Below are 24604 nucleotides of genomic sequence, written 5' to 3'. Positions count from 1 at the left end.
TAGGGGCGCGGGGCTGTATCGATCAGCGGCTCCGCCGCGGGGCGCGACCAGCCCCCCACACACCCGCACCCGACGTAACGACCCCCGAACTCTCCGCCGCAGCCCAAGGAGCGCATCCCATGCCCCACCCGCAAGCCGACCAACGCGCCACCGTGCGCCGGGTCCTCGCGGTGATCCCCGCGCGCGGCGGCTCCAAGGGCGTGCCCGCGAAGAACCTCGCCCCCGTCGGGGGAGTGCCGCTGGTGGCGAGGGCGGTGCGCGAGTGCCTGGCCACCCGGCTGGTGACGGACGTCGTGGTCTCCACCGACGACCAGGCCATCGCCGCCGCCGCCCGCGAGGCCGGCGCCGAGGTCGTACTGCGGCCCGCCGCCATCGCCGGTGACACGGCGACCTCGGAGGCCGCCGTCCTGCACGCCATGGACGCCCACGAGGCCCTGCACGGCGCGGCCGTCGACGTCGTGGTGTTCGTGCAGTGCACGAGCCCCTTCATCGTCCGCGAGGACATCGACGGGGTCGCCGCCGCGATCGCCGAGAACGGCGCCGACACGGCCGTCACCGTCGCCCCCTTCCACGGCTTCGTCTGGCGCGACGCCGACGACGAGGCCGCGGCCGGCACCGTCGCGGAGGCGGACGCCGAAGCCGGCGGCGGCTACGGCGTCAACCACGACAAGTCCTACCGCCCCCGCCGCCAGGACCGCCCCCAGGACCTCCTGGAGACCGGCGCCGCCTACGCGATGGACGCGGCGGGCTTCCGCAAGCACCAGCACCGCTTCTTCGGCCGCACCGAACTCGTGCGCACCGACCCCGCGCGCGTGCTGGAGATCGACGACCCGCACGACCTGGCCCGCGCCCGCGCGCTGGCCCCCCTGTTCGACGCGGGCCGCACCGGCTCGCTGCCGACGGCGGACGACGTCGACGCGGTCGTACTGGACTTCGACGGCACCCAGACCGACGACCGGGTGCTGATCGACGCCGATGGAAAGGAGTTCGTCTCCGTGCACCGCGGGGACGGCCTCGGCATCGCCGCCCTGCGCAAGAGCGGCCAGAAGATGCTGATCCTCTCCACGGAGCAGAACCCGGTCGTCGCCGCCCGGGCCCGGAAGCTCAAGATCCCGGTCCTGCACGGCATCGACCGGAAGGACCTCGCACTGAAGCAGTGGTGCGAGGAGCAGGGCATCGCGCCCGAGCGCGTGCTCTACGTCGGCAACGACGTCAACGACCTCCCGTGCTTCGCCCTCGTGGGCTGGCCCGTGGCGGTCGCGAGCGCCCACGACGTGGTACGCGGCGCCGCCCGTGCGGTCACCACCGTCCCCGGTGGCGACGGCGCGATCCGAGAGATCGCCAGCTGGATCCTCGGCCCCTCTCTCGACTCCCTCAACAAGTAAGGAACGGTCCCGCCATGTCTGTTAACTCCCGCCTGCGCACCTTCGGCACCGAGCGCATCGCCGGTCCCGGTCAGCCCGTCTACATCTGCGGCGAGATCGGCATCAACCACAACGGCGAGCTGGAGAACGCCTTCAAGCTCATCGACGTGGCCGCCGAGGCCGGCTGCGACGCCGTGAAGTTCCAGAAGCGCACCCCCGAGATCTGCACCCCGCGCGACCAGTGGGACATCGAGCGCGACACCCCCTGGGGCCGGATGACGTACATCGACTACCGCCACCGCGTGGAGTTCGGCGAGGACGAGTACCGCCAGATCGACGAGTACTGCAAGAGCAGGAACATCGCCTGGTTCGCCTCCCCGTGGGACACCGAGGCCGTCGCCTTCCTCGAGAAGTTCGACGTCCCCGCCCACAAGGTGGCCTCCGCCTCCCTCACCGACGACGAGCTGCTGCGCGCCCTGCGCTCCACGGGCCGCACGATCATCCTGTCCTCCGGCATGTCCACCCCGAAGCAGATCCGCCACGCGGTCGAGGTCCTCGGCTCGGAGAACATCCTGCTCTGCCACGCCACGTCGACCTACCCGGCCAAGGCCGAGGAGCTCAACCTGCGCGTCATCAACACCCTCCAGGACGAGTACCCGAACGTCCCGATCGGCTACTCCGGCCACGAGACGGGCCTGCAGACCACCCTCGCGGCGGTCGCCCTCGGCGCCACCTTCGTCGAGCGCCACATCACCCTGGACCGCGCCATGTGGGGCTCCGACCAGGCCGCGTCGGTGGAGCCGCAGGGCCTTCAGAGGCTCGTCAGGGACATCCGCACCATCGAGGCCTCCCTCGGCGACGGCGTCAAGAAGGTCTACGACTCCGAGCTCGGCCCCATGAAGAAGCTGCGCCGCGTCTCGGGCGTCGTCGCGGAGGCGGAGATCGCCGCCGCCGCGGGCGAGCCGGTCTCGGTCTGACCCACCAGATACCGGGTCCCCGGCGGTTGCCGCTCCGGGGACCCGGTGTTCAACACCCGCGCTTCATGAGCGCCTTACGACGGGACGGTCGTACGTCGATGAGCCCCCGAGCCGGGAACACCGGCCACCGCACTCTCGCCTTCGTCGAGAGCCCGGTCCAGCTGCTGAACGTGCTGGAGTGGGCGCACGCCCACGCGCCCGGCGCGGAGCTCACCCTCGTCGTGCTGTCCCCGACCGACCCCATGACCCGCGGCCAGCTGCGCCGGATGGCGGAACTCGCCCGCGAAGAGGGCCACCAGGTCCGCTGGGAAGAGGCGAGAGGCGGCCCCTCGGCGCCTTTCCAGACCATCGGGGGCCTCGCGGGCAGCCTGCGCAAGGCGGACCGGATCGTCCTGGGCGACCCCTTCTCCCGCTACGTACAACTGCTGCTCACCATCACCAAGGCCCCCGACCTGGTCGTCGTCGACGACGGCACGGCCACCATGGAGTTCGTCGCCCAACTCGCCCGCGGCGAACGCCTCGTGCGCTGGCACCGCAAGGGCGGCCGCCCCAGCCCCCGGGACCTGGCCTTCGCCCCGGTCTCGGCGGCGGCCCGCAAGCGACTGACGCCGAGTGAGGGCCGGAGGGTCGAGATCTTCTCCTCCATGCCGATGGAGGAGACCCCGGCCGGGGTGACGGTCTCGTCCAACGCCTTCGCCTGGACCCGCTCCCGCTTCGGCCCGCCCCGCATCACCAAGGGCGCCGACATGGTGGGCACTTCGCTGGTGGAGACGGGAGTCGTGGACGGCGACCGCTATCTGGAGGCGGTGACGGGCCTCGCCAAGGCCCACGGCACGACCCGCTACTTCGCTCACCGCCGCGAGTCCACGGAGAAGCTGCACCGGCTGGCTGTGGAGACGGGCCTGGAGATCGTCCGCCCCGACCTCCCCCTGGAACTGATCGCCCGCCGGGGCCCCATCGGCCGTACGATCCTCAGCTTCCCGTCGACGGTCGTCCACACCCTGCCCCTCGCCCTGGCCGGCACGGAGGTCCGCGTCTCGGTCTGCGACATCGACCCGGACTGGCTGACGGAGACGGCCTCCCCGCGCGCGCAGGGGTTCCTGTCGGGGGTCACGGGGACGGCGCGGGGTGTGCACCGGTTGTCGGCGGTCGTGGCGGGCTGAGCGCTCAGCTGTCATCGTCTAGCATCGTCGTTCACTTGTGCGACGTTCGATGATGGCTACGACGGGGGCGGCTGACGTGAGTGCCGAGGCGTTGCGGGACCGGCTGACGGAGCTGGCGGCTTCAGGCCAGGGTGATCCACGGGCGCTGGTGGGGGAGTTCCGGCGCGGCGAGGTGCTGGTGCCGGTGGTGGACGGCTCCTTGCTGTCGGCGGAGTCGGGCGGTATCCGCTGGTTGTTCGCGTTTACGGAAGTCGCGGCGCTGGAAGGGTTCGCCGCCGCTCGGGGTGAGGCCGCCCCTGGGTGGGTGCCGGTGTTCGGTGCGCGACTGCTGGACCAGGTGATCCCGGCGATCGACGGGCCGGTGGGCATCGCGGTGGACGCGGGGAGTCCAACTGGCTTCGTCCTGCCGCCGGTTGCGGGGATCGTGCCGGACGCGGTGGCCGTGGACGTCGACTCGAAGGAGTCGGCGGCATGAGCGGGGCTGACGGCTATCAGGTCGATCCGGAGGCGATGCAGCGGATCACCCGCGGTATCAACCAGGCGATGGCGGAGTTGAAGGAGTTCGGCTTCGACATCGAGGCGAACCTGGGCCGCGGCTTCGGTGATCTGGCGATGACGGGTCTTGAGGCGGGAGACGACGCCCTCCAGCAGGTGTTCGCGGACTTCTGCGACCGCTGGGGCTGGGGTGTGCGCTCGCTGATGCAGGACGCGAACGAGTTCGCGGGCCGCTTGGGATTGTCGGCGGGGATCTACCACGAGCAGGAGCAGTACGTCTCCAACACCCTGAAGACGGTGTGGACGACGGGCACCGGCAACCCCTACCTCTCCCCGGACGAGGTGAAGAACCGTTCCTGGTCGGAGACGTTGAAGGACAACCCGGTCTCGCAGGTGGCGAACGCGGACTACAGCGCGGAGTCCTTCACATCGGGCCAGGACGAGGTGAAGGCGGCCTGGTCGCAGGCGGCGGAGGACCTGGAGACGTCGACGGTGACACCGGACGCGATGCTCGACCCGACGGGGCTGTTCGGTTCGGACACCGAGTGGCAGTGGAGCGGGCCTCCCTCCGCCGATGAGCAGGGTGAGGGCTGATGGGCTTCGGGGACCTGGTCGACGACTTCGGCGACGGCCTGGAGAGCGCTTCCGACAGCCTGAACAAGGGCGTCGGCGAGGTGGTCAACTGGGGCACGGACAAGACGGCGGGACTGCTGTCGGACGTGGGCGCGGAAGGCGCCGCCGAAAAGGTCCGTGACTTCGGCGAGAGCGTGAACAACCGCCTGGGCGGCACGGTTTCCGAACGCGAGCTGGGCCAGACCGAGGACCCGAGGGAACTGATCCACGGCAGCGAGGGGGCGCTGCGGGCCCGTGCGGGCCATCTGCGGAAGTTCGCGACCGCCTTCGAGAACGTCGGCCAGGGCATGCGCTCGCTGGACCCGGGCGAGTGGCGCGGCCAGGCGGCGGACGCCTTCCGCGCCAAGTTCGACGTACAGCCCAAGCAGTGGCTGACGGCGGCGGACGCGTGCACGGCCGCGGCGGCTGCGCTGGAGGCGTACGCGGACATGGTGAGCTGGGCGCAGCGGCAGGCGCAGTTGGCGATCGACACCTACCGCAGCGCGCAGGACGCCTCCCGGCGGGCGGCGGAGGCCTACGACGCGAAGGCGACGGCGTACAACCAGGCGGCCGAGCGGTACAACGCGACCGCCGAGGCGGGCGGCGACCCGGGTGTGAAGCCGACCAGGCCCGGCGAGTTCGTCGACCCGGGCACTGCGGGTCGCGAGGAGGCGCAGGAAACCCTGTCCGCAGCGCGTCGCCAGCGCACCGATACGGCAGATGACGCTCGCCGCAAGATAGCTGCCGCGTTGGAATCGGCGCCGAAGAAGCCGGACTTCACCGACCGCATGGGCGCCGACGCGGCGGACCTGTTCGTCGGCACCCAGCTCAACTCGGTCCACGTCCTGGGCGGCTTCCTGCGCGGCGGCACGGACATGCTGAAACTGGCCCGCACGGTCAACCCGCTCGACCCCTACAACCTCACCCACCCCGGCGACTGGTCGAAGAACTCCAGCATGTTGCTGGCAGGCCTGGTCGGCACGGCGGCCCACCCGGAACGCCTGCCGATGTCGCTCCTGGGCACGGGCTGGTCGAGCGACCCGGGCGACGCGGGCGGGTACTTCATCTCGAACCTGGTCGGGGGGAAGGGCGCGGGCGGGCTCGGCCGGGCAGGCCTGCGGGACGCGCTGAGAGGCGTCGGCAAGGGCGCGGCGACGCAGGCGGGACGCAGGGGCGTGACCAGCTCGCTGAAGAACTTCGCCCGCGAGCTGAAATGCAGGGTGTTCGGCGGCGACCCGATCGACATGGCCACGGGCCGCATGTCCCTGCCGCAGATGGACGTGACCCTCCCCGCCCGCCTCCCGTTGGTCTTCTCCCGCCAGTTCGAGTCGTCGTACGAGGCAGGCCGCTGGTTCGGCCCCCGCTGGACCTCGACGGCCGACCAGCGCCTGGAGATCGACGCGGAGGGCGTCATCTTCGTCCGCGAGGACGGCTCCCTGCTGGCCTACCCGCACCCCGCGCCGGGCGTCCCGGTGCTGCCGTCGGCAGGCGCCCCCTGGCCGCTGACGGTGGACGACCGGGGCGACTACACGGTCACCGACCCGGAGTCGGGGCGCCTCTGGGACTTCGCGGGCCCGGGCGGCGACGGCATCGCCCTGCTGTCCCAGGTCATCGACCGCTCGGGCAGCCAGTGGCTCACCTTCGAGTACGACGACGACGGCGCCCCCACCGGGATCGTCCACTCGGCCGGCTACCACGTGAGGATCTCCACCGAGGGCGGCCGTATCACGGCGCTGCGACTGGCCGACGACATCGAACTGGTCCGCTTCGCCTACGACGACCAGCGCCACCTGGCGTCCGTGACGAACTCCTCGGGCCTGCCCACCCGCTTCACCAACGACACGCTCGGCCGGATCACGGCATGGACGGACACGAACGACTCGTCGTACCACTACACCTACGACACCGAGAACCGCTGCACCTCCCAGGGCGGCGAGGCCGGCCACCTGCACAACACGTACGACTACGGCGAGATCGACCCGCAGACCGGTGGCCGGACCATCACAGCGGTCAACTCCCTGGGACACAGCACCCGTTACGAGATCAACGCCGACCTGCAAGTGGTCGCGGAAACCGCCCCCGACGGGACGACGATCCGCACCACCCACGACGCCCACGACCGTCCGCTCAGCGTCACCGACCCCCTGGGCCGCACGGTGAGTTACGTGTACGACGAGGCAGGCCACCTGGTGCTGGCGGTCCGCCCGGACGGCCACTACACGAGCGTCGCGTACAACGCAGCCGGCCTGCCGGTCACCGTGACCGGCCCCAGTGGCCCCCAAGTCACCCAGGAATACGATGAGTTCGGCAACCGCACATCGGTGACCGACGCGTCCGGCGTGACGACCCGCTTCACCTACGACGACCGTGGCCACCTGACTTCGCTCACGGACGCGACGGGCGCGACGACGAGGGTCCACTCCAACGAGGCGGGCCTGCCGCTGGAGATCACGGACCCCCTGGGCGCGGTGACCCGCTACGACCGCGACCCCTTCGGCCGCCCGGTGACGATCACCGACCCACTCGGCGCGGTCACACACCTGTCCTGGACGGTGGAGGGCCGCCTGTCCCGCCGTACGGCGGCCGATGGCACAACGGAGTCCTGGACGTACGACGGCGAGGGCAACTGCACCACCCACACGGACGCGTTGGGCGCGGTCTCCCGCTACGAGTACACCCACTTCGACCTGATGTCGGCCCGCACGGGCCCGGACGGAGTGCGCTACGAGTTCACCCACGACACGGAACTCCACCTAACCCAGGTCACCAACCCCCAGGGCCTGACCTGGAGTTACGACTACGACGCGACGGGCCGCCTGATCGCGGAGACGGACTTCGACAACCGCAGGGTGTCGTACGAACACGACCCGGCAGGCCAACTGACAGCCCGCACCACCGCGACCGGTCAGAGGATCCACTTCGAACGCGACGTCCTGGGCCAAGTGATCCGCAAGGACGCGCCGGGCACGACCACGACGTACGCGTACGACCTGACAGGCGCCCTGACGCAAGCAGCGTCCTCGGACGCGACCCTGACCCTGCACCGCGACCAGGCTGGCCGCGTACTGTCGGAGACGGTCAACGACCGCGAGATGACGTACACGTACGACGCACTCGGCCGCCGCGCGAGCCGCACCACTCCCACCGGCGCGAACAGCGCCTGGACCCACGACACGGCAGGCAACCGCACAGAGCTGACCACGTCAGGCCGCACCCTGACATTCACCCACGACGCGGCGGGCCGCGAACTGACCCGCGCGGTCGGCGAGGCCCTCACCCTCACCAGCGCCTACGACCCCGTGGGCCGCCTGACGAAACAGGACCTCACGGGCCCCAGCACCCAACGCCTCCACCACCGTGCGTACACCTACCGGGCCGACGGCAACCTCACCGCGATCACCGACGACCTGAACGGCACCCGCACCTTCGACCTGGACCAGACGGGCAGGGTCACAGCGGTCCACGCGCCGAACTGGTCGGAGACGTACGCCTACGACGAGGCGGGCAACCAGACGTCAGCAAGCTGGCCCTCCACGCACCCGGGCCAGGAAGCACAGGGCCCCCGCACCTACACGGGCACCCGCATCACCCGCGCCGGCGCCATCCGCTACGAACACGACGAAGCGGGCCGCGTAACCCTCCGCCAGAAAACCCGCCTGTCCCGCAAGCCGGACACCTGGCGCTACGAGTGGGACGCGGAAGACCGCCTCACGTCGGTGAGGACCCCGGACGGTACGACCTGGCGCTACCGATACGACGCCCTGGGCCGCCGTATCGCCAAACAACGCCTGGCCCCGGACGGCGAATCAGTCCTGGAACAGGTGGACTTCACCTGGGACGGCACGACCCTCTGCGAACAGACCACGACGTCCCCGTCCCTCCCCAACCCGGTGACGCTGACCTGGGACCACCAGGGCCTGCACCCGATCGCCCAGACGGAACGCATCACCGCGGCCGACGCCTCCCAGGCCGAAATAGACTCCCGCTTCTTCGCAATCATCACCGACCTGGTGGGCACGCCCACCGAACTGGTCGACGAACAGGGCGACGTAGCCTGGCGCACCCGCAGCACCCTCTGGGGCACCACAGCCTGGTCAACAGACAGCACCACCTACACCCCCCTCCGCTTCCCGGGCCAGTACTACGACCCCGAAACCGGCCTGCATTACAACTACTTCCGTTATTACGACCCCGAGACCGCGCGGTACACCACCCCCGATCCATTGGGCTTGACGCCGGCGCCGAACCCGGCGACGTACGTCAACAATCCACAAACCTGGGTCGACGTCCTGGGTCTGGCGCCTGGCTGCGGCTCAGAGAAGATCTGGGATGAAATTAAACCGACACAGCCCAACTATCCGGGGACCGAGCTTCCGAAGTCATTCGAAATGCAGGCTGGAGAGCAGCGTGTATGGGTTCATGGGAATGCAACGAAACATATGAATGAATATGTACAGGGGAGGATATCTGCGATGGCTTCCCCGGGTCAGATAGCCCTGATCAACCAGGCCCAACTCGGTAGCCTGCAACAGGCAGTGATTGCAGCTACGAAAGACGGAATCCCGTTGGGTAAGATGATTGAGGTGGCCGACTGGGAGCTGAAGTTCAACAAGCGACCGGAAGACCCGCTGCCAGCTTTGGTGCACGCACTCTATAAAGGATAAGGCAACTTACGTGATCAGAGTCATCGGCGTGACGGGGTGCGCCACAGTAGAGATTGTGAGTGACCCCTATATTCCTCTCACTGTGACTTGGGGGGTGGGTGGCAGTGAGCAGCCCCTGTACTGGAGGATCAGTAGCGACACGGGTGCAGAGCTGGAGATCAAGGTGGACCCGCATTCCGGAGCTCTGCGGGAGTTGATCGTCATTGACGAACCTTCCGGATCGGTAGGTGACGTAATCTCAGGCTTGCTACCGGATCCTGAACCGGGGATCCCTGTTTTCGACTGCTCCGCGTGGGGAGTCGCCGAAAATCCTGATTATTCAGAATTCACGTCGGGAGTCTTGGCGTCCAGCGAAAGAGTGACGTTGTGTAAGCGAGAGGATGCCGTGCTTCTGTCTTTCTCTGAAGATCGCACATCTCGCATACTTGAGTGCGGAGATGCTCAAGTGCACTTGGCTGACGATGGGTCCATCACCGCATTTATGATTCGCAGTACATCCTCGGCACCTACCCCGTGAGAGCCGGCCAAGTGATCTCATTCATGAACGATCGAGGCTGGGGTCTCGTGCCGTGGGGCGGCTATATATCGCTGTCGGGCGGGTAGGGCGGCTCCTCAAGGAGGGAACTACGCGATTCGTAGGGCGCCCTTGTGTTGATCGCATCGAAAGCCCGATTCAACCAATCCTGCAGCACGGGACGGTTGGCCAACTTTCATTGGCGTATAACGGCAGTCAGATAGCCTTTGGTGAACTCTGTTGCCTCCGGGGTGAAGGAAAGCAGAGCCGCTCGCACCGCGTGCCTGTGGACAGCAGCGAACTTGCCTCCTGTGTTCCATAGCCGTAGGAGTAGACGGGCTGCCGAGATTGCCTCTCCGTCGGGTAGAGCCACGTAGCTCGTGACCGCCAAGCTGAGGCCGCACTCGTCCAGTGCAAGGCCATTTGCAACATGTCGTCGGTTCCGTCGTCGCAATGCAGGTAGGCGTCCCGCATGAGAGTGAATGGGCTTGCGTAGGAGCCAACCGCTGTATCCGCGAGGGTCGTTGCGATTAGTCCAATATGGATCCACCGTACGTGTTTCTTCCTGGCCCCGTGTGGGTGGCCAGTTTTCCTTATCGGAGTCCGGTTGTGTGTTCAAATGGACCCTTATTTCATGTGCTTCGCCTTCCCATACCCGGTTCAGCCGTAGCCGGTTCGCGAATGGTTTGCCGATGGAAAATTCTGGTCTGCTTGGAAACCGTCGGACCGGCAATTCGTAGATATTATCGACAAAGGATTTCTCTGGTGATGCAGCCGGGACGCAATCAGCCTCACGGCCCCGAGTCCGTGGTCAATACACGCGGGGAATTCTCCGTGGTGTGGCTGCAGGGAAAATCGGTCGCCCCCGTACCGGCGGGGTCGCACATGGATGCCGCGCTGACTCGGCGCATCGCGTCCGGCTGCCGAGCTGTCGGTGCAACAGTTGTCTTCTGTGAGAGTCTCGCAGCAGCTCCCAACATCGCCCCCGGCGGCGCCTTGCAGCAGTTCCCCATCGACTCCGGGCAGCAAGGAATCCGCCCGCCGTCGGTCATCTACACGCCTGACAGGCAAGGTGCCGTGCTATTTCGAGAGGGTGGTTATGCCGCCGTCGCGGGAAGCACCCGATTCATGGCCAATGCCGTCGGCGAGGGTGTCGATGCAGCACGTGTGCGATTCGAACGCTATGCCCGCGCCCTGTCGTCCCGGTACCCCACTCTGATGACGGTGGCTCGGGCTTACCCACCCCGGCACACAGCGTGGTCCCTTCATGATGACGCCGCCCCTGACAGTGAGACAGCGAGACAACTGGCACTGTTGAATGAATTCGTAAACGGCACGCGGTCCTCGTCGGATTTCGCGCACGATTGGTGGGATGCTCGCCGTATTTCCCAAGCAAACGGCGAACGCCTCAAAGCGCCTCTTTCTGATCTGTTCGACCGTGTTTTCATGATCCTAGAGGATTATACTTCCGATCCGGATCTCAGAGAGGCTGGCGACTTGCCGGATGGGGAACTCCATGCCGCCATTCGCGAGCTTTGGGACATGTTCCGCGGTTCAACGGCTGACTAGTGAAGACCACTTGAAGTATTTTGATCTGACGAGGTAATTCCGTGAAGGCGTTTCGATTCAGAAAGCGCAGCCCCATCGGTGGACTGGCTGCGGATATTACTGCGGAGATCACTATTTCTGGAAGCGCTCCCGTGAGCGCCGTGCAGATCCATAGAAAGGTCTGGCTGGAGCTTCCGCACTCCCCAATACATTGGCGTGACGCTGCCTGGATCATGTACGGAATATCAGTGCACTCGGACGTCCTGAACACGTTGCACCCACAGGGTCTCATAATCAGAGTGGGTGACCTTACGTTCCCGACAAGCGACTATGTCCCCGAAGTGGCAGCTTTCGCCATGGAGGGGTGGCTTCGACAGGAGTTCAATTTGTCACCTGTCGGCATCGATGTGGAGTACGACTCCGCGAATTCTCGCTACGTTTTCTCCTGGGAGAATGGGATGCCGTTCTCTGAGGCATCCTCTGGTGTGCCTATCTTTCACGCGTGGCGCTGAGGTTCGTCGAGCAAGCTACTCGGAAAATTCTCGGATTTATATTCCTTCGGTAACTCTGCACGTACCGATGCTGCCCGCAGGCGGCGGGCTACCGGGGCTGCCATGCCCGTACGAGATCCTCGGGCCCCCAATGTGCGGTCAGCGGCAGGCCCTCGGTCACCCCGCAGCGTGAGACCACGACACGTGCGGTGTCGGGATCGGTGCCGGGGACGGCCAGCATGTCCCGGACGAGAGCGTCGTACTCATGACGGCCGAACGGCTGGCTCTCGAGCCATTTGACCGATCCGACGAAGTGCACCTGCCGGGCCACCGGCTCACGGTCTGCGCCGATGAGGTCGATCTCGGGGTTGTTCTGACGGTTCCACCAGCCGCCGATGGCCTCGGTCTCGGGCCACTCAATGTCGGGAAGCAGGCGCTGCAAGGATTCGCGGATCAGTGGCTCGACCGCACGACCGCGCCAGGTGGACCAGGATCGCTCGATGCGTTCCAGCGCCACGTCACCACGCCCACGCTCGATGAGCGGAATCGCCCGCTGCAGGAACGCCAGCCAGAACCGCAGGTACGGGTCGGCGATCCGATAACGCTTGTTCTTGCTGTCCGGTTTGACGGACAGGGGGAGATCAGCCGCCAGAACCCGCTTGGCCTGCAGGGTGGTCAGCAGCGGGGAAAGCGTGCCGGACGGCAGCGCTCCGCCACTCCCGGCCTGTGCGGCGATCGCGCTGAACGTCCGCTCACCACTGCCGACGGCTTCCAGTACCGCCCGTGACTGCGACGCTTCGGGGAACTCGCCCAAGAGAGACAGCTCGCCGGCCACCAGCAAGGGGGAGAGGGGGTTGGCGACGGAGGTCCGGAGGAAGTCGACACGACTCGTTCCCGGACGCCACGATTGCACGATCTCCGGAAACCCCCCAGTGATCAGATGGGCGTCCACGGCGTCAGCCGCCTTCAGCTGGGTCATGGCCTGGACGTCGGCCAGGTTCAGGGGCTGGACGGTCATCTTCGCCGCCCGGCCGAAGAACGGACGTCCGTACGACTGCAACGCCTCCATCACCGACACATCGCTGCCGACGAGCAGGAGCAACACCGGCTTGGAAGACAGATGACGGTCCCAGACTGTCTGGAGTGCGCCCTCGAACTCCTGATCCTGTTCGACCAGCCAGGGGACCTCGTCGATCACCGCGATGCTGGGAGAGTCATCGGCGACCGCGAGCGCCAGCGAGCGCAGGGCCTGATTCCAGTCCTGCGCCTGGAGGCCGGCGACCAGCTCCGCCTCCGGCAGCGGGGACTGAGCCAGAGCCGTGGCGAATTCGGCACGTTCCGTCGCGGGGTTGCGTCCGCGGGTGGCCTGGAACACCACGTACGGCACTCCCGAGCGGTCGCAGAATTCCTGGACCAGCCGCGACTTCCCCACTCGGCGCCGACCAGTCATGACCACCGCCCGCCCCCGCGTGGCTCCACTGCCTTCTGTCACCGAGGTGAGCTGTTCAGCCAAGAGTCCGAGATCTGCGGCCCGACCATGGAACTCCATGAGATGACCTCCGGCGACTAAGGTAGATCCATTCTTACGTAGATTGAATCTTACTTCAGTCCTCGCTACCTATCAGGTCGAGCGGTGACGAGGCGGGGCGACCCTCTCCTACGCCGGTTTCCTTGCCACGAGGTAGGCCCGGGACAGCTTCTCCTCGTCCAGCGGCTCCCGCAGTACCCGGACGATCACCTGAAGGCCCGCCTCCGTGAGGTGTTCCGCTACCTCGTCCGGGGTGCGCCAGTGGTAGTCGAGGGAGATCTTGTGGCCGAAGCGTTCATCGAGGTGCATGTGGCCGCCGCCGGGCTCGTACTGGAAGCCGATCAAGGCGTGGGCGCCCGGCTTCAGGACGCGGTGGAACTCGGCGAACGCCCTCGGGAGGTGCTCGTCGGGGACGTGGATGATCGAGTAGAGGGCCGTGATTCCGTTCAGGGTCTCGGCCGGCAGGTCAAGTGACGTCATCGAACCCACGTGGAAGCGCAGGCCGGGGTGGGCCCGGCGGGCCAGTTCCACCATCCTGGGTGAGACGTCCACGCCGAAGACCTGGAGTCCGAGCGCGGAGAGCTGGGCGGTGACGTGGCCGGGACCGCTGCCCACGTCGGCCACAGGGCCCGCGCCCTGCTCCTTCACCAGCTCCGCGAAGCCGTTGATCTGGACTCTGTCCAGCAGCGGGATGCCGGACCAGTCCGAGAACTGCTCGGTGTAGGCATCGGCGATCGTGTCGTACGAGGTTCGGGTGGCCTGTATGAAGTCGACGTTCACCCGCTGCACCCTAGCCGGGTCGCTGGGCTCACCGTGCGGAGCGGGTCGGTGCGCCTCGCGGAGTTCCCTTGGTGGCCACCGGCCGGTCTACCGACGGGAGTTGGCGACGTCCGAGTGCGGTGAATTCAGGACCCTTGGACGCCGTTTCCTTTGGCGCAGCTGGAGCATCGGTTCCGCATGGAACGGCTTGTCGAGCACCCGGACCCGGACGAGTTGTGGGAGTTGTTCCGGTGGAATCACCCCACGAATTGCCCGCCGAGGCGTCGAGAGTTCGGCTCGCCTCGGTCGGCACCGCTGAGTGGTGGAACGGACGATGTCGTGGCTGACGGGGTGCCGTCGGCTGCATCGGCGCCACGAGCGCAAGTCTGAGCACTTCATGGGCGTCACCGCGATTGCGGTGAAGCCCATTTGCGTCCGGCGTCTGGGAGGCCGCGCCGCCCGGTAGCGTCTGTCAGGTGACTGATGACGTTGCTGTCTGGGAACGGCTCGCCGCTTTGCTGCCGGAGGCCGAGGCCCAAGAGGTCAAGGACTGCTGGGACATCGGGGAACAAGAGGCGGGGCTTCGCCAGCTCGTTTCCGGGCTCCTCGCCCATGAGACGCCGATCAGCGAGACGACCAGAGCCCAACTGTCTGTGCTTGCGGAGGTCTGGGGCGAGAGAGAGGCCCTCACACCACAGATCCTCCAATGCCGTCGGGCCGACCAGACCGCCTGCTTGAAGTTGATCGAGCTGGACGGCGGGAGCGCCGAGGCGGCGCTGGCCGAGTCCGGCCATGACCCGGCCGACCTCGTCCTCGTGCCTTGGATCGTCTGTGCGCGATGCGGTCAGGTCCTGATGCGAGCCCACACACGGGAATCCTGGGGTGGCCTCTCCTACCTTGCGCAGCATTACGTGATCACGAAGCCGGACCATGCCTCCGTTCTGCAGATGTTCCCTTCAGGCTCCGCCAGCACCGCGTTCGCCGCCCTTCAACAGGAGTGCTCCTAGCGATCGACAACTGCAGCAAGCAACGGACGTTCACCAAAAGAAACGACGTCTTGTGAAGGGGGTGAAGGCCGTGGCCGGAGTACGGCGACTTCTTCCACTGGGTGGTCGGTCCCCCGGTCCTTGGGTGACGGTCATCTGGCAGCGAGACGTGGTCACTTCAGGGATTCGAGGAAGTCGGTGAAGGCCTCGGCCGGGACGGTGAGGGTGGCGCCGGCCGGGACCTTGGAGTCGCGGATGGCTATGTGGGTGGGGGAGTTCGCGATCTCGACGCAGGAGTCGCCGTCGCCGGGGCCTGAGTAGGACGACTTCCGCCAGTTGCCGGGGGTGTCCATAGGGTGCCTCACAGCTCTTTCGCCAACCTGTGGATGAAGTCACGCGACCGCTCCGGGTCGAGCGACACGGCCTCCACTTTACGGAAGAGCGTTCGAAAGGCGCTGAGCTGGGCTTCGGCATCGATGAAGGCCGCACCGTGAGGACCGTCCCGTACGACGGTGTCCAGTCTCGGTACCGCTCCTCCCGCATATGCCATGGCGCTCGCCGCACCTGCGAACTCCTCCAGGGCGAAGGGGATGACGCGGACGGTGACGTGGTCCGCTTCTGAGAGCTGAAGGACGCGGGAGAGCTGGGCACGCGAGGCAGCGCGATTGCTGACCATGATGCGCAGCGCCGCTTCGTGGATCACGGCTTCGTACGGCTTGGGGGCGGGGCCATCGAGGAGCACCTTGCGCCGCATTCGGTGCTCGACGCGCAACTCCAGCTCGTCGTCGGGGAGTTCAGGGACCCTGTAGGCGTATACGGCGCGGGCGTAGTCCTCCGTCTGGAGCGGGCCGGGGATGTACAGGAACTGAGCCTCCCGCAGGGACGTGGCGTGGTGCTCCAGCTCCGCGAGATCGAGGAACGGCGAAGGCAGCCGCCCTCGGTACTCCTCCCACCAGCCGCGGCTGCGGTCGGTCGCCATGACCATCAGGGCGTCGATCAACTCGCTGTCCGAGCAGGAGTAGTTGGCGGCGAGGAGGCGCAGGCGCTTCTCGCTCACACCCGAGACACCCGACTCGATCTGACTGATCTGGACGGAGTTCACTCCGAGCAGCGCCGCTGCTTCGCGGGCACTCAGGTCTGCCGCCTCGCGGAGCCTGCGCAACTCGACCGCCAGACGCATCTGCCGCGCCGTGGGCTCGCGCTTGGTCCCCATCGACCACCCTTCAGCTCAACGTGCCTGGGAGCACGACTCGTTCGGGGGCAGATTACGCGACCGGCTTGCCGATTCTTAAAACTAAGGTCTACCGTCGGTGACGCGACGCACACCCTGCGGAACATCGGGATCCCGGAAGCGCACCGCTCCGTCCTGCCATGACGTCTGCGGCATTGCCACCGCCCGCCTACTGCGTTCCTCATCACTGCAACGGAGCTGCCCCATGCCCGAAACCGCCCCCTGGGAGTACACCCTCCACATCCCCAACGACCCCCGAGCCGTCACCGTCAGCCGCCGCACCCTCCGCCTCATCCTCACCATGCACGGCCTGATCCGCCTGGTAGACACCGCGGAGCTCCTTGCAACCGAGCTGGTTTCCAACGCCGTACGGCACACCAAGGAGCCGGCCGCCCTGCGGGTGCGTTACGCGGCAGGCGTGTTGCGGATCGGGGCGTGGGATGCCGATCCCGAACCGCTTCATCCGCCAGGGGAGTTCGAAGTGCTGGCCGAGGACGGGCGCGGGCTCGCGCTGGTGCGGGCCTGTGCCGATCTGTGGGGGTGGCAGCCCCTGTCCAGGCGCGGCAAGCGCGGAAAGTACGTGTGGTGCGAGCTGGCCGCGGCCTAGTGAGGGCGCGGCGGCTCCTCCGTCCAGGTGAACTCCGACAGGCCCGTCGGCGAAGACTCGTCCAGCGACACCGCCGCGTGCCGTCGCCGTACCAGCCACACCAGCGAGGACAGCAGCCAGCCCGCCGCAATCATGACGATCAGCACTCCCAGGATCAGCGCCGCCGAGCCCAGGAAGCCGAATTTCGTCAGCATCCAGGGAATCTGGTCCTCGCCACATCCGCATGCGTTCATGCGGGGAGGTTTCCCAGCTCACGCAGGTCGATCGCGCTGCGTGGCGGAATCGTCGCGCGGTGGTGATGATTCCGGGACTCCGGCCCCGTTCTGTTGCCGTTCCGCCTTCGGGGAGTTCCGAAAGGTGAACAGATCGGCATGCAAAAGCGTAGGCATGGTATGCGTGGAGAAACGGGGTTCCTACCCATCTCCATCCACCCCCATGCGTCGAGCGGCCAGATTTTCTTCCCCTCAGGGGTTGAACTTTTGTTGATCGAGGGTCGGTCGGCCACTCCCGCGTCCTACGCTTAAAAGGGTGAAGCAACTGATGTCACCAGAGTCCGAGGTCGATCTTCCCGGGGAAGCCGCGCTTCCCGGTACGCTGAGCGACGAGCTGCACGCCGAACTCGTGCTGTTCCGGCGTGACTTGCACATGCACCCGGAGCTCGGCAACCAGGAGTTCCGTACCACCGCGGCGATCAAGGAGCGGCTGGAGAAGGCCGGGCTGAAGCCCCGGGTGCTCGCCGTGGGAACCGGCCTCGTCTGTGACATCGGAGAGTGGGACGGCGAGCGGCCCATGCTGGCCCTGCGCGCCGACATCGACGGCCTGCCCATCCCCGACATGAAGAGCGAGTGCTCGTACCGGTCGACCGTGCCCGATCGGGCGCACGCCTGCGGGCATGACGTCCACACGACCGTGGTGCTGGGCGCCGGGCTCGTCCTCGCCGACCTGGAGAAGAGGGGACTGCTGCCGCGGCCCGTGCGGCTGCTGTTCCAGCCCGCCGAGGAGGTGCTGCCCGGCGGTGCCGCGGACGCCATCGAGTGCGGGGTGCTGGAGGGCGTCGGCAAGATCCTCGCCGTGCACTGCGACCCGAGGGTCGACGCAGGGCGGATCGGGCTCAAGGCCGGTGCGATCACCTCTGCCTGCGACCGGCTGGAGATCTCCCTCGACGGACCCGGCGGCCACACCGCCCGGCCGCATCTGACGACCGACCTCGTCACCGCCGCCGCCCGCGTCGTCACCGACGTGCCCGCGGTCGTCGGCCGGCGGGTCGACACCCGTGCCGGGCTCGTCGTGACCTGGGGACGGATCGAGTCGGGGCACGCCCCCAACGTCATCCCGCAGCACGCCGAGATCTCCGGGACCGTGCGCTGCCTGGACCTCGACACCTGGCGGCAGGCCCCGGACATCGTCGTCGCGGCGATCGACGAGGTCGCCAATCTGCACGGGGCCAAGTCCGAGATCAACTACGTCCGCGGTGTCCCGCCCGTCGTCAACGACGCGGACGTCACCGGGCTGATCCGCGAGGCCATGACCGCCCGGCGCGGAGCCGACTCCGTGGAGAGCACCGAGCAGAGCCTCGGCGGCGAGGACTTCTCCTGGTACCTGGAGCGGGTGCCGGGCGCCATGGCGCGGCTCGGGGTGCGCACTCCGGGGGAGCGGACCGTGCGCGATCTCCACCAGGGCGACTTCGACGCCGACGAGTCGGCGATCACGGTCGGTGTCGAACTGTTCACGGCGGCGGCCCTGCTGGACGCCGCGAAGTGATCCGGGCGTGACGAACGGCCTCTTCGGGGGCCGTTCCGCCGACCGGCGCAACATGCCCGTAAGCCAATCGTGCGCACATCGAAATCCCGGTGTGCGAGGCCCGTAGAGCCTCAGTTCAGACGGTGTTTGCCTCGAATCGATAACGGCTTCGGAAGAGGTCTGTTTCCGACATCTACGCGCGTTACGATGCCGCGAAGCCGACGCCGCAGGGGCGTCCAGGCCCGGGCACTGGCATGGTGCTCACATGAAGCGCCGACAAGGCGCTCAGGTCAGGTGAAGGAGCCTCCCGTGCGCCGGGTAGCCAAGCTTTCCGCTGCGTGTATCGCAACCGCAGCTCTCGCACTGACTGCCACAGCCTGTGGCAGCACGTCCTCCGAGGACGACAGCTCGTCGTCCGCCTCCGCGGACAGCGGCAAGGGCGGCATCAAGATCGGTCTCGCCTACGACGTCGGCGGCCGTGGTGACCGTTCCTTCAACGACTCCGCCGCGCGCGGTGCCGACAAGGCCGAGAAGGAGTTCGGCGGCTCCATCAAGGAGCTGACCGCCAAGAGCTCCGACACCGAGGCCGACCGTGAGCAGCGCCTGACCGACCTCGCCGACGCGGGCTACAACCCGATCGTCGCCATCGGCTTCTCCTACGCCACCTCGGTCGACAAGGTCGCCGCCAAGTACCCGAAGGTCAACTTCGGCCTCATCGACGCGGTCGCGACCGCCAAGAACGTCGACAGCATCACGTTCACCGAGGAGCAGGGCTCCTACCTGGCCGGTGTCGCCGCGGCTCTGAAGACCAAGAAGAACCACGTCGGCTTCATCGGTGGTGTGGACACCCCGCTGATCAAGAAGTTCGAGGCGGGCTACGCCCAGGGCGTCAAGGACACCAAGCCCGCGGTCAAGGTCGACGTGCAGTACCTGACCCATGGCTCGGACTTCTCCGGTTTCGCCAGCCCCGACAAGGGCAAGGAGGCCGCGTCCGGCCAGCTCGACGGCGGCGCCGACGTGATCTACTCCGCGGCCGGCTCCTCCGGCAACGGCGCGATCGAGGCCATCTCCGGCGTCAAGGGCGCCTGGGCCATCGGCGTGGACTCGGACCAGTACAACATCGCGGGTCTGAGCAAGTACAAGAACTCGATCCTCACCTCGATGGTCAAGAACGTCGACGTCGGCGTCTACGACTTCATCAAGTCCGTCAAGGACGGCAAGCCGCTCACCGGCAACCAGGTGTACTCCCTCGCCAAGGGCGGTGTCGGCCTGGCCACCAGCGGTGGCTTCATCGACGACATCCAGCCGCAGCTGGACGCCGCGAAGAAGAAGATCGTCGACGGCACCATCAAGGTCAAGACCACCCCGTGACCTGACGGTTCCCGCGGGAACCAGGCTCGGCGGGAGGGGGCGTGTCCGCCCCTCTCGCCGAGCCATAACAATGTGTCAACTCTACGCGTGTAGCACGGAGTTGCCGCGCTAGCGTCGCCGACGCCTGCCCTCCCCTATGCAGCCCCTTTCCCCCGAGGAGAGTGCGCCATCAACGCGTCCAGCCCTCCCGCTGCCGTCGAACTGCGCGGCATCACCAAGCGATTCCCCGGCGTCGTCGCCAACAAGGACATCGACATCACCGTCCGCACGGGCACCGTCCACGCCCTGTGCGGTGAGAACGGCGCCGGCAAGTCCACCCTGATGAAGATCCTCTACGGCATGCAGCAGCCGGACGAGGGCACCATCACGGTGAACGGCGAGACGGTCACCTTCCACAACCCCGCCGACGCCATCGCCCGCGGCATCGGCATGGTGCACCAGCACTTCATGCTCGCCGACAACCTCACCGTCCTCGAGAACGTCGTCCTCGGCGCGGAGAAGCTGTACGGCATCGGCGCCAAGGCCCGCGCGAAGATCAAGGAGGTCTCCGACGCGTACGGCCTGGGCGTACGGCCCGACGTCCTCCTGGAGGAACTCGGCGTCGCCGACCGCCAGCGCGTGGAGATCCTCAAGGTCCTCTACCGCGGCGCCAAGACCCTCATCCTGGACGAGCCCACCGCCGTCCTCGTGCCGCAGGAGGTCGACGCCCTCTTCGACAACCTGCGCGGCATGAAGGCCGAAGGCCTCACGGTCATCTTCATCTCCCACAAGCTGGGCGAAGTCCTGTCCGTGGCCGACGAGATCACCGTCATCCGCCGCGGCACCACCGTCGGCACGGTCGAGCCGGCCGGCACCACCACCAAGCAGCTCGCCGAACTGATGGTCGGCAGCGAACTGCCCACGCCGGAAACCGAGGAGTCCACGGTCACCGACGTCCCGCTGCTGAAGCTGGACGGACTGCGCCTGGCCCAGACCGACCTCGACGGTGTCGAGCGGATCATCCTCGACGACATCACCTTCACCATCCACAAGGGCGAGGTCCTCGGCATCGCCGGCGTGGAGGGCAACGGCCAGTCCGAACTGGTCGAGGCGATCATGGGCATCCGCGACCCGGACGCCGGCGTCATCACGCTCGGCGACACCGACCTCTCCCACGCCCCCACCCGCCACCGCCGCGAGGCCGGCGTCGGCTACATCCCCGAGGACCGCCACCGCCACGGCCTGCTCCTCGAGGCCCCGCTGTGGGAGAACCGCATCCTCGGCCACGTCACCGAGAAGCCCAACTCCCGCGGCCAGCTCCTCGACATCAAGGCGGCCCGCACCGACACCGAGCGCATCATCGAGGCGTACGACGTCCGCACCCCCGGCATCGACGTCACCGCCGCCTCCCTCTCCGGCGGCAACCAGCAGAAGCTGATCGTCGGCCGCGAGATGAGCCACGCGCCCAAGCTGCTCATCGCCGCCCACCCCACCCGCGGTGTGGACGTCGGCGCGCAGGCCGCGATCTGGGACCACATCCGCGAGGCCCGCCGCGAGGGCCTGGCCGTGCTGCTGATCTCCGCAGACCTGGACGAGCTCATCGGCCTCTCCGACACCCTGCGGGTGATGTACCGCGGCCGCCTGGTCGCCGACGCCGACCCCGCCACCATCACCCCCGAGGAGCTGGGCTCCGCCATGACGGGTGCGGCCACCGGCCACCTGGAGCACGCAGAGGACGACGCCCGATGAACAAGCTGACCCAACGCATCGACAGGGAGCGGCTGCTCCTCGGCATCGCGGCGCCGCTGCTCGCGATCGTCGCCGCGCTCGTCGTCACCACCCTGGTGATCCTCTCCACCGGCAAGAACCCGGGCGCCGCGTTCAGCGACATGCTGACCTACGGCACCGCCAGCGACAGCCAGGTCTACATCCTCAACAAGGCGACGACGTACTACCTGGCGGGCGTCGCGGTGGCCGTCGGCTTCCGCATGAACCTGTTCAACATCGGCGTCGACGGCCAGTACCGGATCGCCGCGTTCTTCGCCGCCGTCCTCGGCGGCGCGCTGACCACGCCCGGCTGGATCTCCATCCCGCTGATCATCCTGTGCGCCATGGGCACCGGCGCCGTCTGGGCGGCCATCGCGGGCATCCTCAAGGTCACCCGCGGGGTCAGCGAGGTCATCTCGACGATCATGCTCAACTCGATCGCCACCGCGATCATCGCCTACCTGCTCCAGCCCGGAAAGCTCGCCGAGCTCCAGGCGGGCGGCACGGTCGTCTCCACCAAGCCGCTGCCCTCGTCCTCGTACTTCTTCCAGATCGACACCGGCGCGGCCGGCGAGCTGTGGGGCTTCATCGTCATCGCCGTGCTCGTCGGCATCGCGTACTGGTTCGTGCTGGGCCGCACCCGGTTCGGCTTCGACCTGCGCACCGTCGGCCAGTCCGAGTCCGCCGCCGCCGCGAGCGGTGTGTCCGTGAAGAAGATGATCGCCACCAGCATGATCATCTCGGGCGCGGTCGCCGGTCTCATCGGCATGCCGACCCTGCTCAACGACAGCCACCAGTTCAGCAACGACTTCCCGACCGGCATCGGCTTCACCGGCATCGCCATCGCGCTGCTCGGCCGCAACAACCCGGTGGGCATCGCGCTGGGCGCGCTGCTGTGGGGCTTCCTGGAACGCACCACCAACCACCTCGAGTTCGAGGGCTACGACAAGGAAATCCTCGGCGTCATCCAGGGCGTCATCGTCCTGTGCGTCGTCATCGCCTACGAGGTCGTACGCCGCTACGGCCTGAAGCGACAGCAGCAGCGGGTCGGCGCCGAGCTCGCCGCCCAGGCCGCCGCCCCGACCCAGAAGCAGGAGGTGGCGTGATGACTGCCACGATGACCGACACACCGCCGCCCGCGGCACCCAAGGCGGACAACGCGCCTTCCCGTTCGGGCCGTTCGGTCGGCCAGATCCTGATGATCGTCGCCGGCGCGCTGCTCCTCGTCGCCGCGGTCCGGGTCATCTCCGGCTCCGACCAGCTCACCTCCGAGGGCCAGGTCTCCGCCGCGCTCAGTCTCGCCGTGCCGATCGGCCTCGCCGGTCTGGCCGGTCTGTGGTCCGAGCGCTCCGGTGTCGTCAACATCGGCCTCGAAGGCATGATGATCCTCGGCACCTTCGGCGCCGGCTGGATCGGCTGGCAGTCCAACCCCTGGCTCGGCCTGCTGTGCGGCATCGGCTTCGGTGTCCTCGGCGGCCTGGTGCACGCGGTCGCGACCGTCACCTTCGGCGTCGACCACATCGTCTCCGGTGTCGCGATCAACCTGCTCGCGGTGGGCGCCACCCAGTACCTCGCCAAGCTCTTCTTCACCGAGGGCAAGGCGGCCGACGCGGGCTCCAACCCCAAGCAGTCCCCGCCCGTGGACTCGCTGCCCAACTTCGACGTACCGGGCCTGTCGAGCGGACTGCACTCCATCGAGAACCACCACTGGTTCCTGATCTCCGACATCGCGGGCATCCTCGGCGGCCTGTTCACCGACCTGTCCGTGGTGACCATCCTCGCGTTCGCGCTGTTCGTGGGCAGCTGGTGGCTGCTGTGGCGTACCCCGTTCGGTCTGCGCCTGCGCTCCTGCGGTGAGAACCCGATCGCCGCGGAGTCCCTCGGCGTCAACGTCTACCGCTACAAGTACGCGGCCGTGGCCGTCTCCGGCGGCCTCGCCGGCCTCGGCGGCGCCTTCCTCGCCCTGGTCACCTCGCACACCTACCTCGAGGGCCAGACCGGCGGACGCGGCTACATCGGTCTCGCCGCCATGATCTTCGGCAACTGGCGTCCCGGCGGCCTCGCCATGGGCGCCGGCCTGTTCGGCTACTCCGACGCACTGCAGCTGCGCAACGGCGGCGAGACCGTCCACGCGCTCCTCCTGCTGCTGTTCGTGCTGCTCCTCGCGATGGCCGGCTGGAAGCTGTACAAGAAGGCCCTGGTCCAGGGTGTGATCAGCGCGGTCGTGGCCGTGGCGGTCCTGGTCTGGTACCTGACCACCGACGAGGTCCCCAGCGACTTCGTGGGCGCCACCCCGTACGTCGTCACGCTGCTGGTGCTGTCGCTGTCCGCGCAGCGCCTGCGGATGCCCAAGGCCGACGGCATGCGCTACCGGAAGGGGCAGGGCAAGTGACGGACGTCGACTGGGAGGCCCTGCGGACGGCGGCCCGAGCCGCCATGTCCCGGGCGTACGCCCCCTACTCCGGCTACCCGGTCGGCGTGGCCGCCCTCGTCGACGACGGCCGTACGATCACCGGCTGCAACGTCGAGAACGCCTCCTACGGCGTCGGCCTGTGCGCCGAGTGCGGTCTGGTCTCGGAGCTGCAGAACACGGGGGGCGGCCGCCTCACCCACTTCACGTGCGTGGACGGCCGGGGCGAGGTCCTCGTCCCCTGCGGCCGCTGCCGCCAGCTGCTGTACGAGTTCGGCGGACCCGACCTGGTCATGGAGACCCCGGCGGGCATCCTGCCGCTCTCGGAGATGCTCCCGCAGGCCTTCGGGCCGGGGCATCTCACCAAGTAACTCCCGCGCGGCCCCTCCGAGTCGGCC

General features: G+C 67.7%; 20 protein-coding genes and 1 pseudogene. 16 read left to right on the top strand and 5 right to left on the bottom strand.

All coding sequences use genetic code 11. From position 1 onward, the window contains the following. Positions 1-119: 119 nt before the first annotated feature. The 7 genes from ACFYRX_RS02880 to ACFYRX_RS02850 all read left to right on the top strand — a co-directional run bounded on the left by ACFYRX_RS02880 (position 120) and on the right by ACFYRX_RS02850 (position 11358). On the top strand, positions 120-1385 hold the full coding sequence (locus ACFYRX_RS02880) for a cytidylyltransferase domain-containing protein (protein ID WP_389096010.1): 1266 nt from the start codon (positions 120-122) through the stop codon (positions 1383-1385). 14 nt (positions 1386-1399) lie between these two features. After that, complete coding sequence (locus ACFYRX_RS02875; RefSeq protein ID WP_389096008.1) at positions 1400-2341, top strand: N-acetylneuraminate synthase family protein; 942 nt, start codon at positions 1400-1402, stop codon at positions 2339-2341. A gap of 98 nt (positions 2342-2439) precedes the next feature. Beyond that, positions 2440-3504 carry a hypothetical protein gene (locus ACFYRX_RS02870; RefSeq protein ID WP_389096912.1) on the top strand — a complete coding sequence of 355 codons (1065 nt, stop codon included), beginning with the start codon at positions 2440-2442 and terminating at the stop codon, positions 3502-3504. Positions 3505-3580: 76 nt separating this feature from the next. After that, positions 3581-3979: an SseB family protein gene (locus ACFYRX_RS02865; protein ID WP_389096007.1), complete on the top strand. Its 399-nt coding sequence runs from the start codon at positions 3581-3583 to the stop codon at positions 3977-3979. After that, positions 3976-4593 carry a hypothetical protein gene (locus ACFYRX_RS02860; RefSeq protein WP_389096005.1) on the top strand — a complete coding sequence of 206 codons (618 nt, stop codon included), beginning with the start codon at positions 3976-3978 and terminating at the stop codon, positions 4591-4593. The genes ACFYRX_RS02865 and ACFYRX_RS02860 overlap by 4 nt, the downstream gene beginning before the upstream one ends. After that, positions 4593-9275 (top strand): putative T7SS-secreted protein, encoded by a 4683-nt coding sequence (locus tag ACFYRX_RS02855; protein ID WP_389096003.1) that lies wholly within the window; start codon positions 4593-4595, stop codon positions 9273-9275. Before ACFYRX_RS02860 ends, ACFYRX_RS02855 begins: the two co-directional genes overlap by 1 nt. 1399 nt (positions 9276-10674) lie before the next feature. Further along, positions 10675-11358 carry a hypothetical protein gene (locus ACFYRX_RS02850; protein ID WP_389096001.1) on the top strand — a complete coding sequence of 228 codons (684 nt, stop codon included), beginning with the start codon at positions 10675-10677 and terminating at the stop codon, positions 11356-11358. 579 nt (positions 11359-11937) lie between these two features. On the opposite strand, the gene ACFYRX_RS02845 is transcribed toward ACFYRX_RS02850, so the two are convergent. Next, a complete protein-coding gene (locus tag ACFYRX_RS02845; protein WP_389095999.1) occupies positions 11938-13377 on the bottom strand; it encodes an ATP-binding protein in 1440 nt (479 codons plus the stop codon). A 108-nt stretch (positions 13378-13485) separates the two neighbouring features. Beyond that, positions 13486-14136 carry a class I SAM-dependent methyltransferase gene (locus tag ACFYRX_RS02840; RefSeq protein WP_389095997.1) on the bottom strand — a complete coding sequence of 217 codons (651 nt, stop codon included), beginning with the start codon at positions 14134-14136 and terminating at the stop codon, positions 13486-13488. Positions 14137-14368: 232 nt separating this feature from the next. Here ACFYRX_RS02840 and ACFYRX_RS02835 point away from each other — a divergent pair. Then, positions 14369-14581: pseudogene (locus ACFYRX_RS02835) on the top strand (IS5/IS1182 family transposase); the annotation flags it as partial. 10 nt (positions 14582-14591) lie between these two features. Next, positions 14592-15122 (top strand): hypothetical protein, encoded by a 531-nt coding sequence (locus tag ACFYRX_RS02830; protein WP_389095995.1) that lies wholly within the window; start codon positions 14592-14594, stop codon positions 15120-15122. Between the two features lie 152 nt (positions 15123-15274). On the opposite strand, the gene ACFYRX_RS02825 is transcribed toward ACFYRX_RS02830, so the two are convergent. Together ACFYRX_RS02825 and ACFYRX_RS02820 are read right to left on the bottom strand one after the other, a co-directional pair. After that, complete coding sequence (locus ACFYRX_RS02825; RefSeq protein WP_389095994.1) at positions 15275-15454, bottom strand: DUF397 domain-containing protein; 180 nt, start codon at positions 15452-15454, stop codon at positions 15275-15277. Between the two features lie 8 nt (positions 15455-15462). Continuing rightward, complete coding sequence (locus tag ACFYRX_RS02820; protein ID WP_389095992.1) at positions 15463-16314, bottom strand: helix-turn-helix domain-containing protein; 852 nt, start codon at positions 16312-16314, stop codon at positions 15463-15465. 223 nt (positions 16315-16537) lie between these two features. Here ACFYRX_RS02820 and ACFYRX_RS02815 point away from each other — a divergent pair, with 223 nt between their 5' ends. After that, positions 16538-16939 (top strand): ATP-binding protein, encoded by a 402-nt coding sequence (locus tag ACFYRX_RS02815; RefSeq protein ID WP_389095990.1) that lies wholly within the window; start codon positions 16538-16540, stop codon positions 16937-16939. On the opposite strand, the gene ACFYRX_RS02810 is transcribed toward ACFYRX_RS02815, so the two are convergent. Then, positions 16936-17133 carry a hypothetical protein gene (locus ACFYRX_RS02810; protein WP_389095988.1) on the bottom strand — a complete coding sequence of 66 codons (198 nt, stop codon included), beginning with the start codon at positions 17131-17133 and terminating at the stop codon, positions 16936-16938. The two genes, ACFYRX_RS02815 and ACFYRX_RS02810, sit on opposite strands and share 4 nt — an antisense overlap. A 346-nt stretch (positions 17134-17479) precedes the next feature. On the opposite strand from ACFYRX_RS02810, the gene ACFYRX_RS02805 reads away from it, so the two are divergent. The 6 genes from ACFYRX_RS02805 to ACFYRX_RS02780 all read left to right on the top strand — a co-directional run bounded on the left by ACFYRX_RS02805 (position 17480) and on the right by ACFYRX_RS02780 (position 24577). Continuing rightward, complete coding sequence (locus ACFYRX_RS02805) at positions 17480-18700, top strand: M20 family metallopeptidase (RefSeq protein ID WP_389095987.1); 1221 nt, start codon at positions 17480-17482, stop codon at positions 18698-18700. Positions 18701-18988: 288 nt separating this feature from the next. Continuing rightward, positions 18989-20050, top strand: coding sequence for a BMP family protein (locus ACFYRX_RS02800; RefSeq protein ID WP_389095985.1), 1062 nt, complete (start codon positions 18989-18991; stop codon positions 20048-20050). Positions 20051-20218: 168 nt separating this feature from the next. Next, entirely contained in the window at positions 20219-21778 is a 1560-nt protein-coding gene (locus ACFYRX_RS02795; RefSeq protein WP_389096910.1) for an ABC transporter ATP-binding protein, read from the top strand. Then, positions 21775-22902 (top strand): ABC transporter permease, encoded by a 1128-nt coding sequence (locus ACFYRX_RS02790; RefSeq protein ID WP_389095983.1) that lies wholly within the window; start codon positions 21775-21777, stop codon positions 22900-22902. Before ACFYRX_RS02795 ends, ACFYRX_RS02790 begins: the two co-directional genes overlap by 4 nt. Next, positions 22902-24188: an ABC transporter permease gene (locus ACFYRX_RS02785; RefSeq protein ID WP_389095982.1), complete on the top strand. Its 1287-nt coding sequence runs from the start codon at positions 22902-22904 to the stop codon at positions 24186-24188. Before ACFYRX_RS02790 ends, ACFYRX_RS02785 begins: the two co-directional genes overlap by 1 nt. Further along, positions 24185-24577 (top strand): cytidine deaminase, encoded by a 393-nt coding sequence (locus ACFYRX_RS02780; protein ID WP_389095980.1) that lies wholly within the window; start codon positions 24185-24187, stop codon positions 24575-24577. Before ACFYRX_RS02785 ends, ACFYRX_RS02780 begins: the two co-directional genes overlap by 4 nt. Positions 24578-24604 lie beyond the last annotated feature (27 nt).

It is taken from the genome of Streptomyces sp. NPDC005374 (assembly GCF_042872225.1).
Lineage (GTDB): Bacteria > Actinomycetota > Actinomycetes > Streptomycetales > Streptomycetaceae > Streptomyces.
Note: the sequence above shows the minus strand (reverse complement) of the source record. Positions and strands in the feature narration are given on the sequence as shown.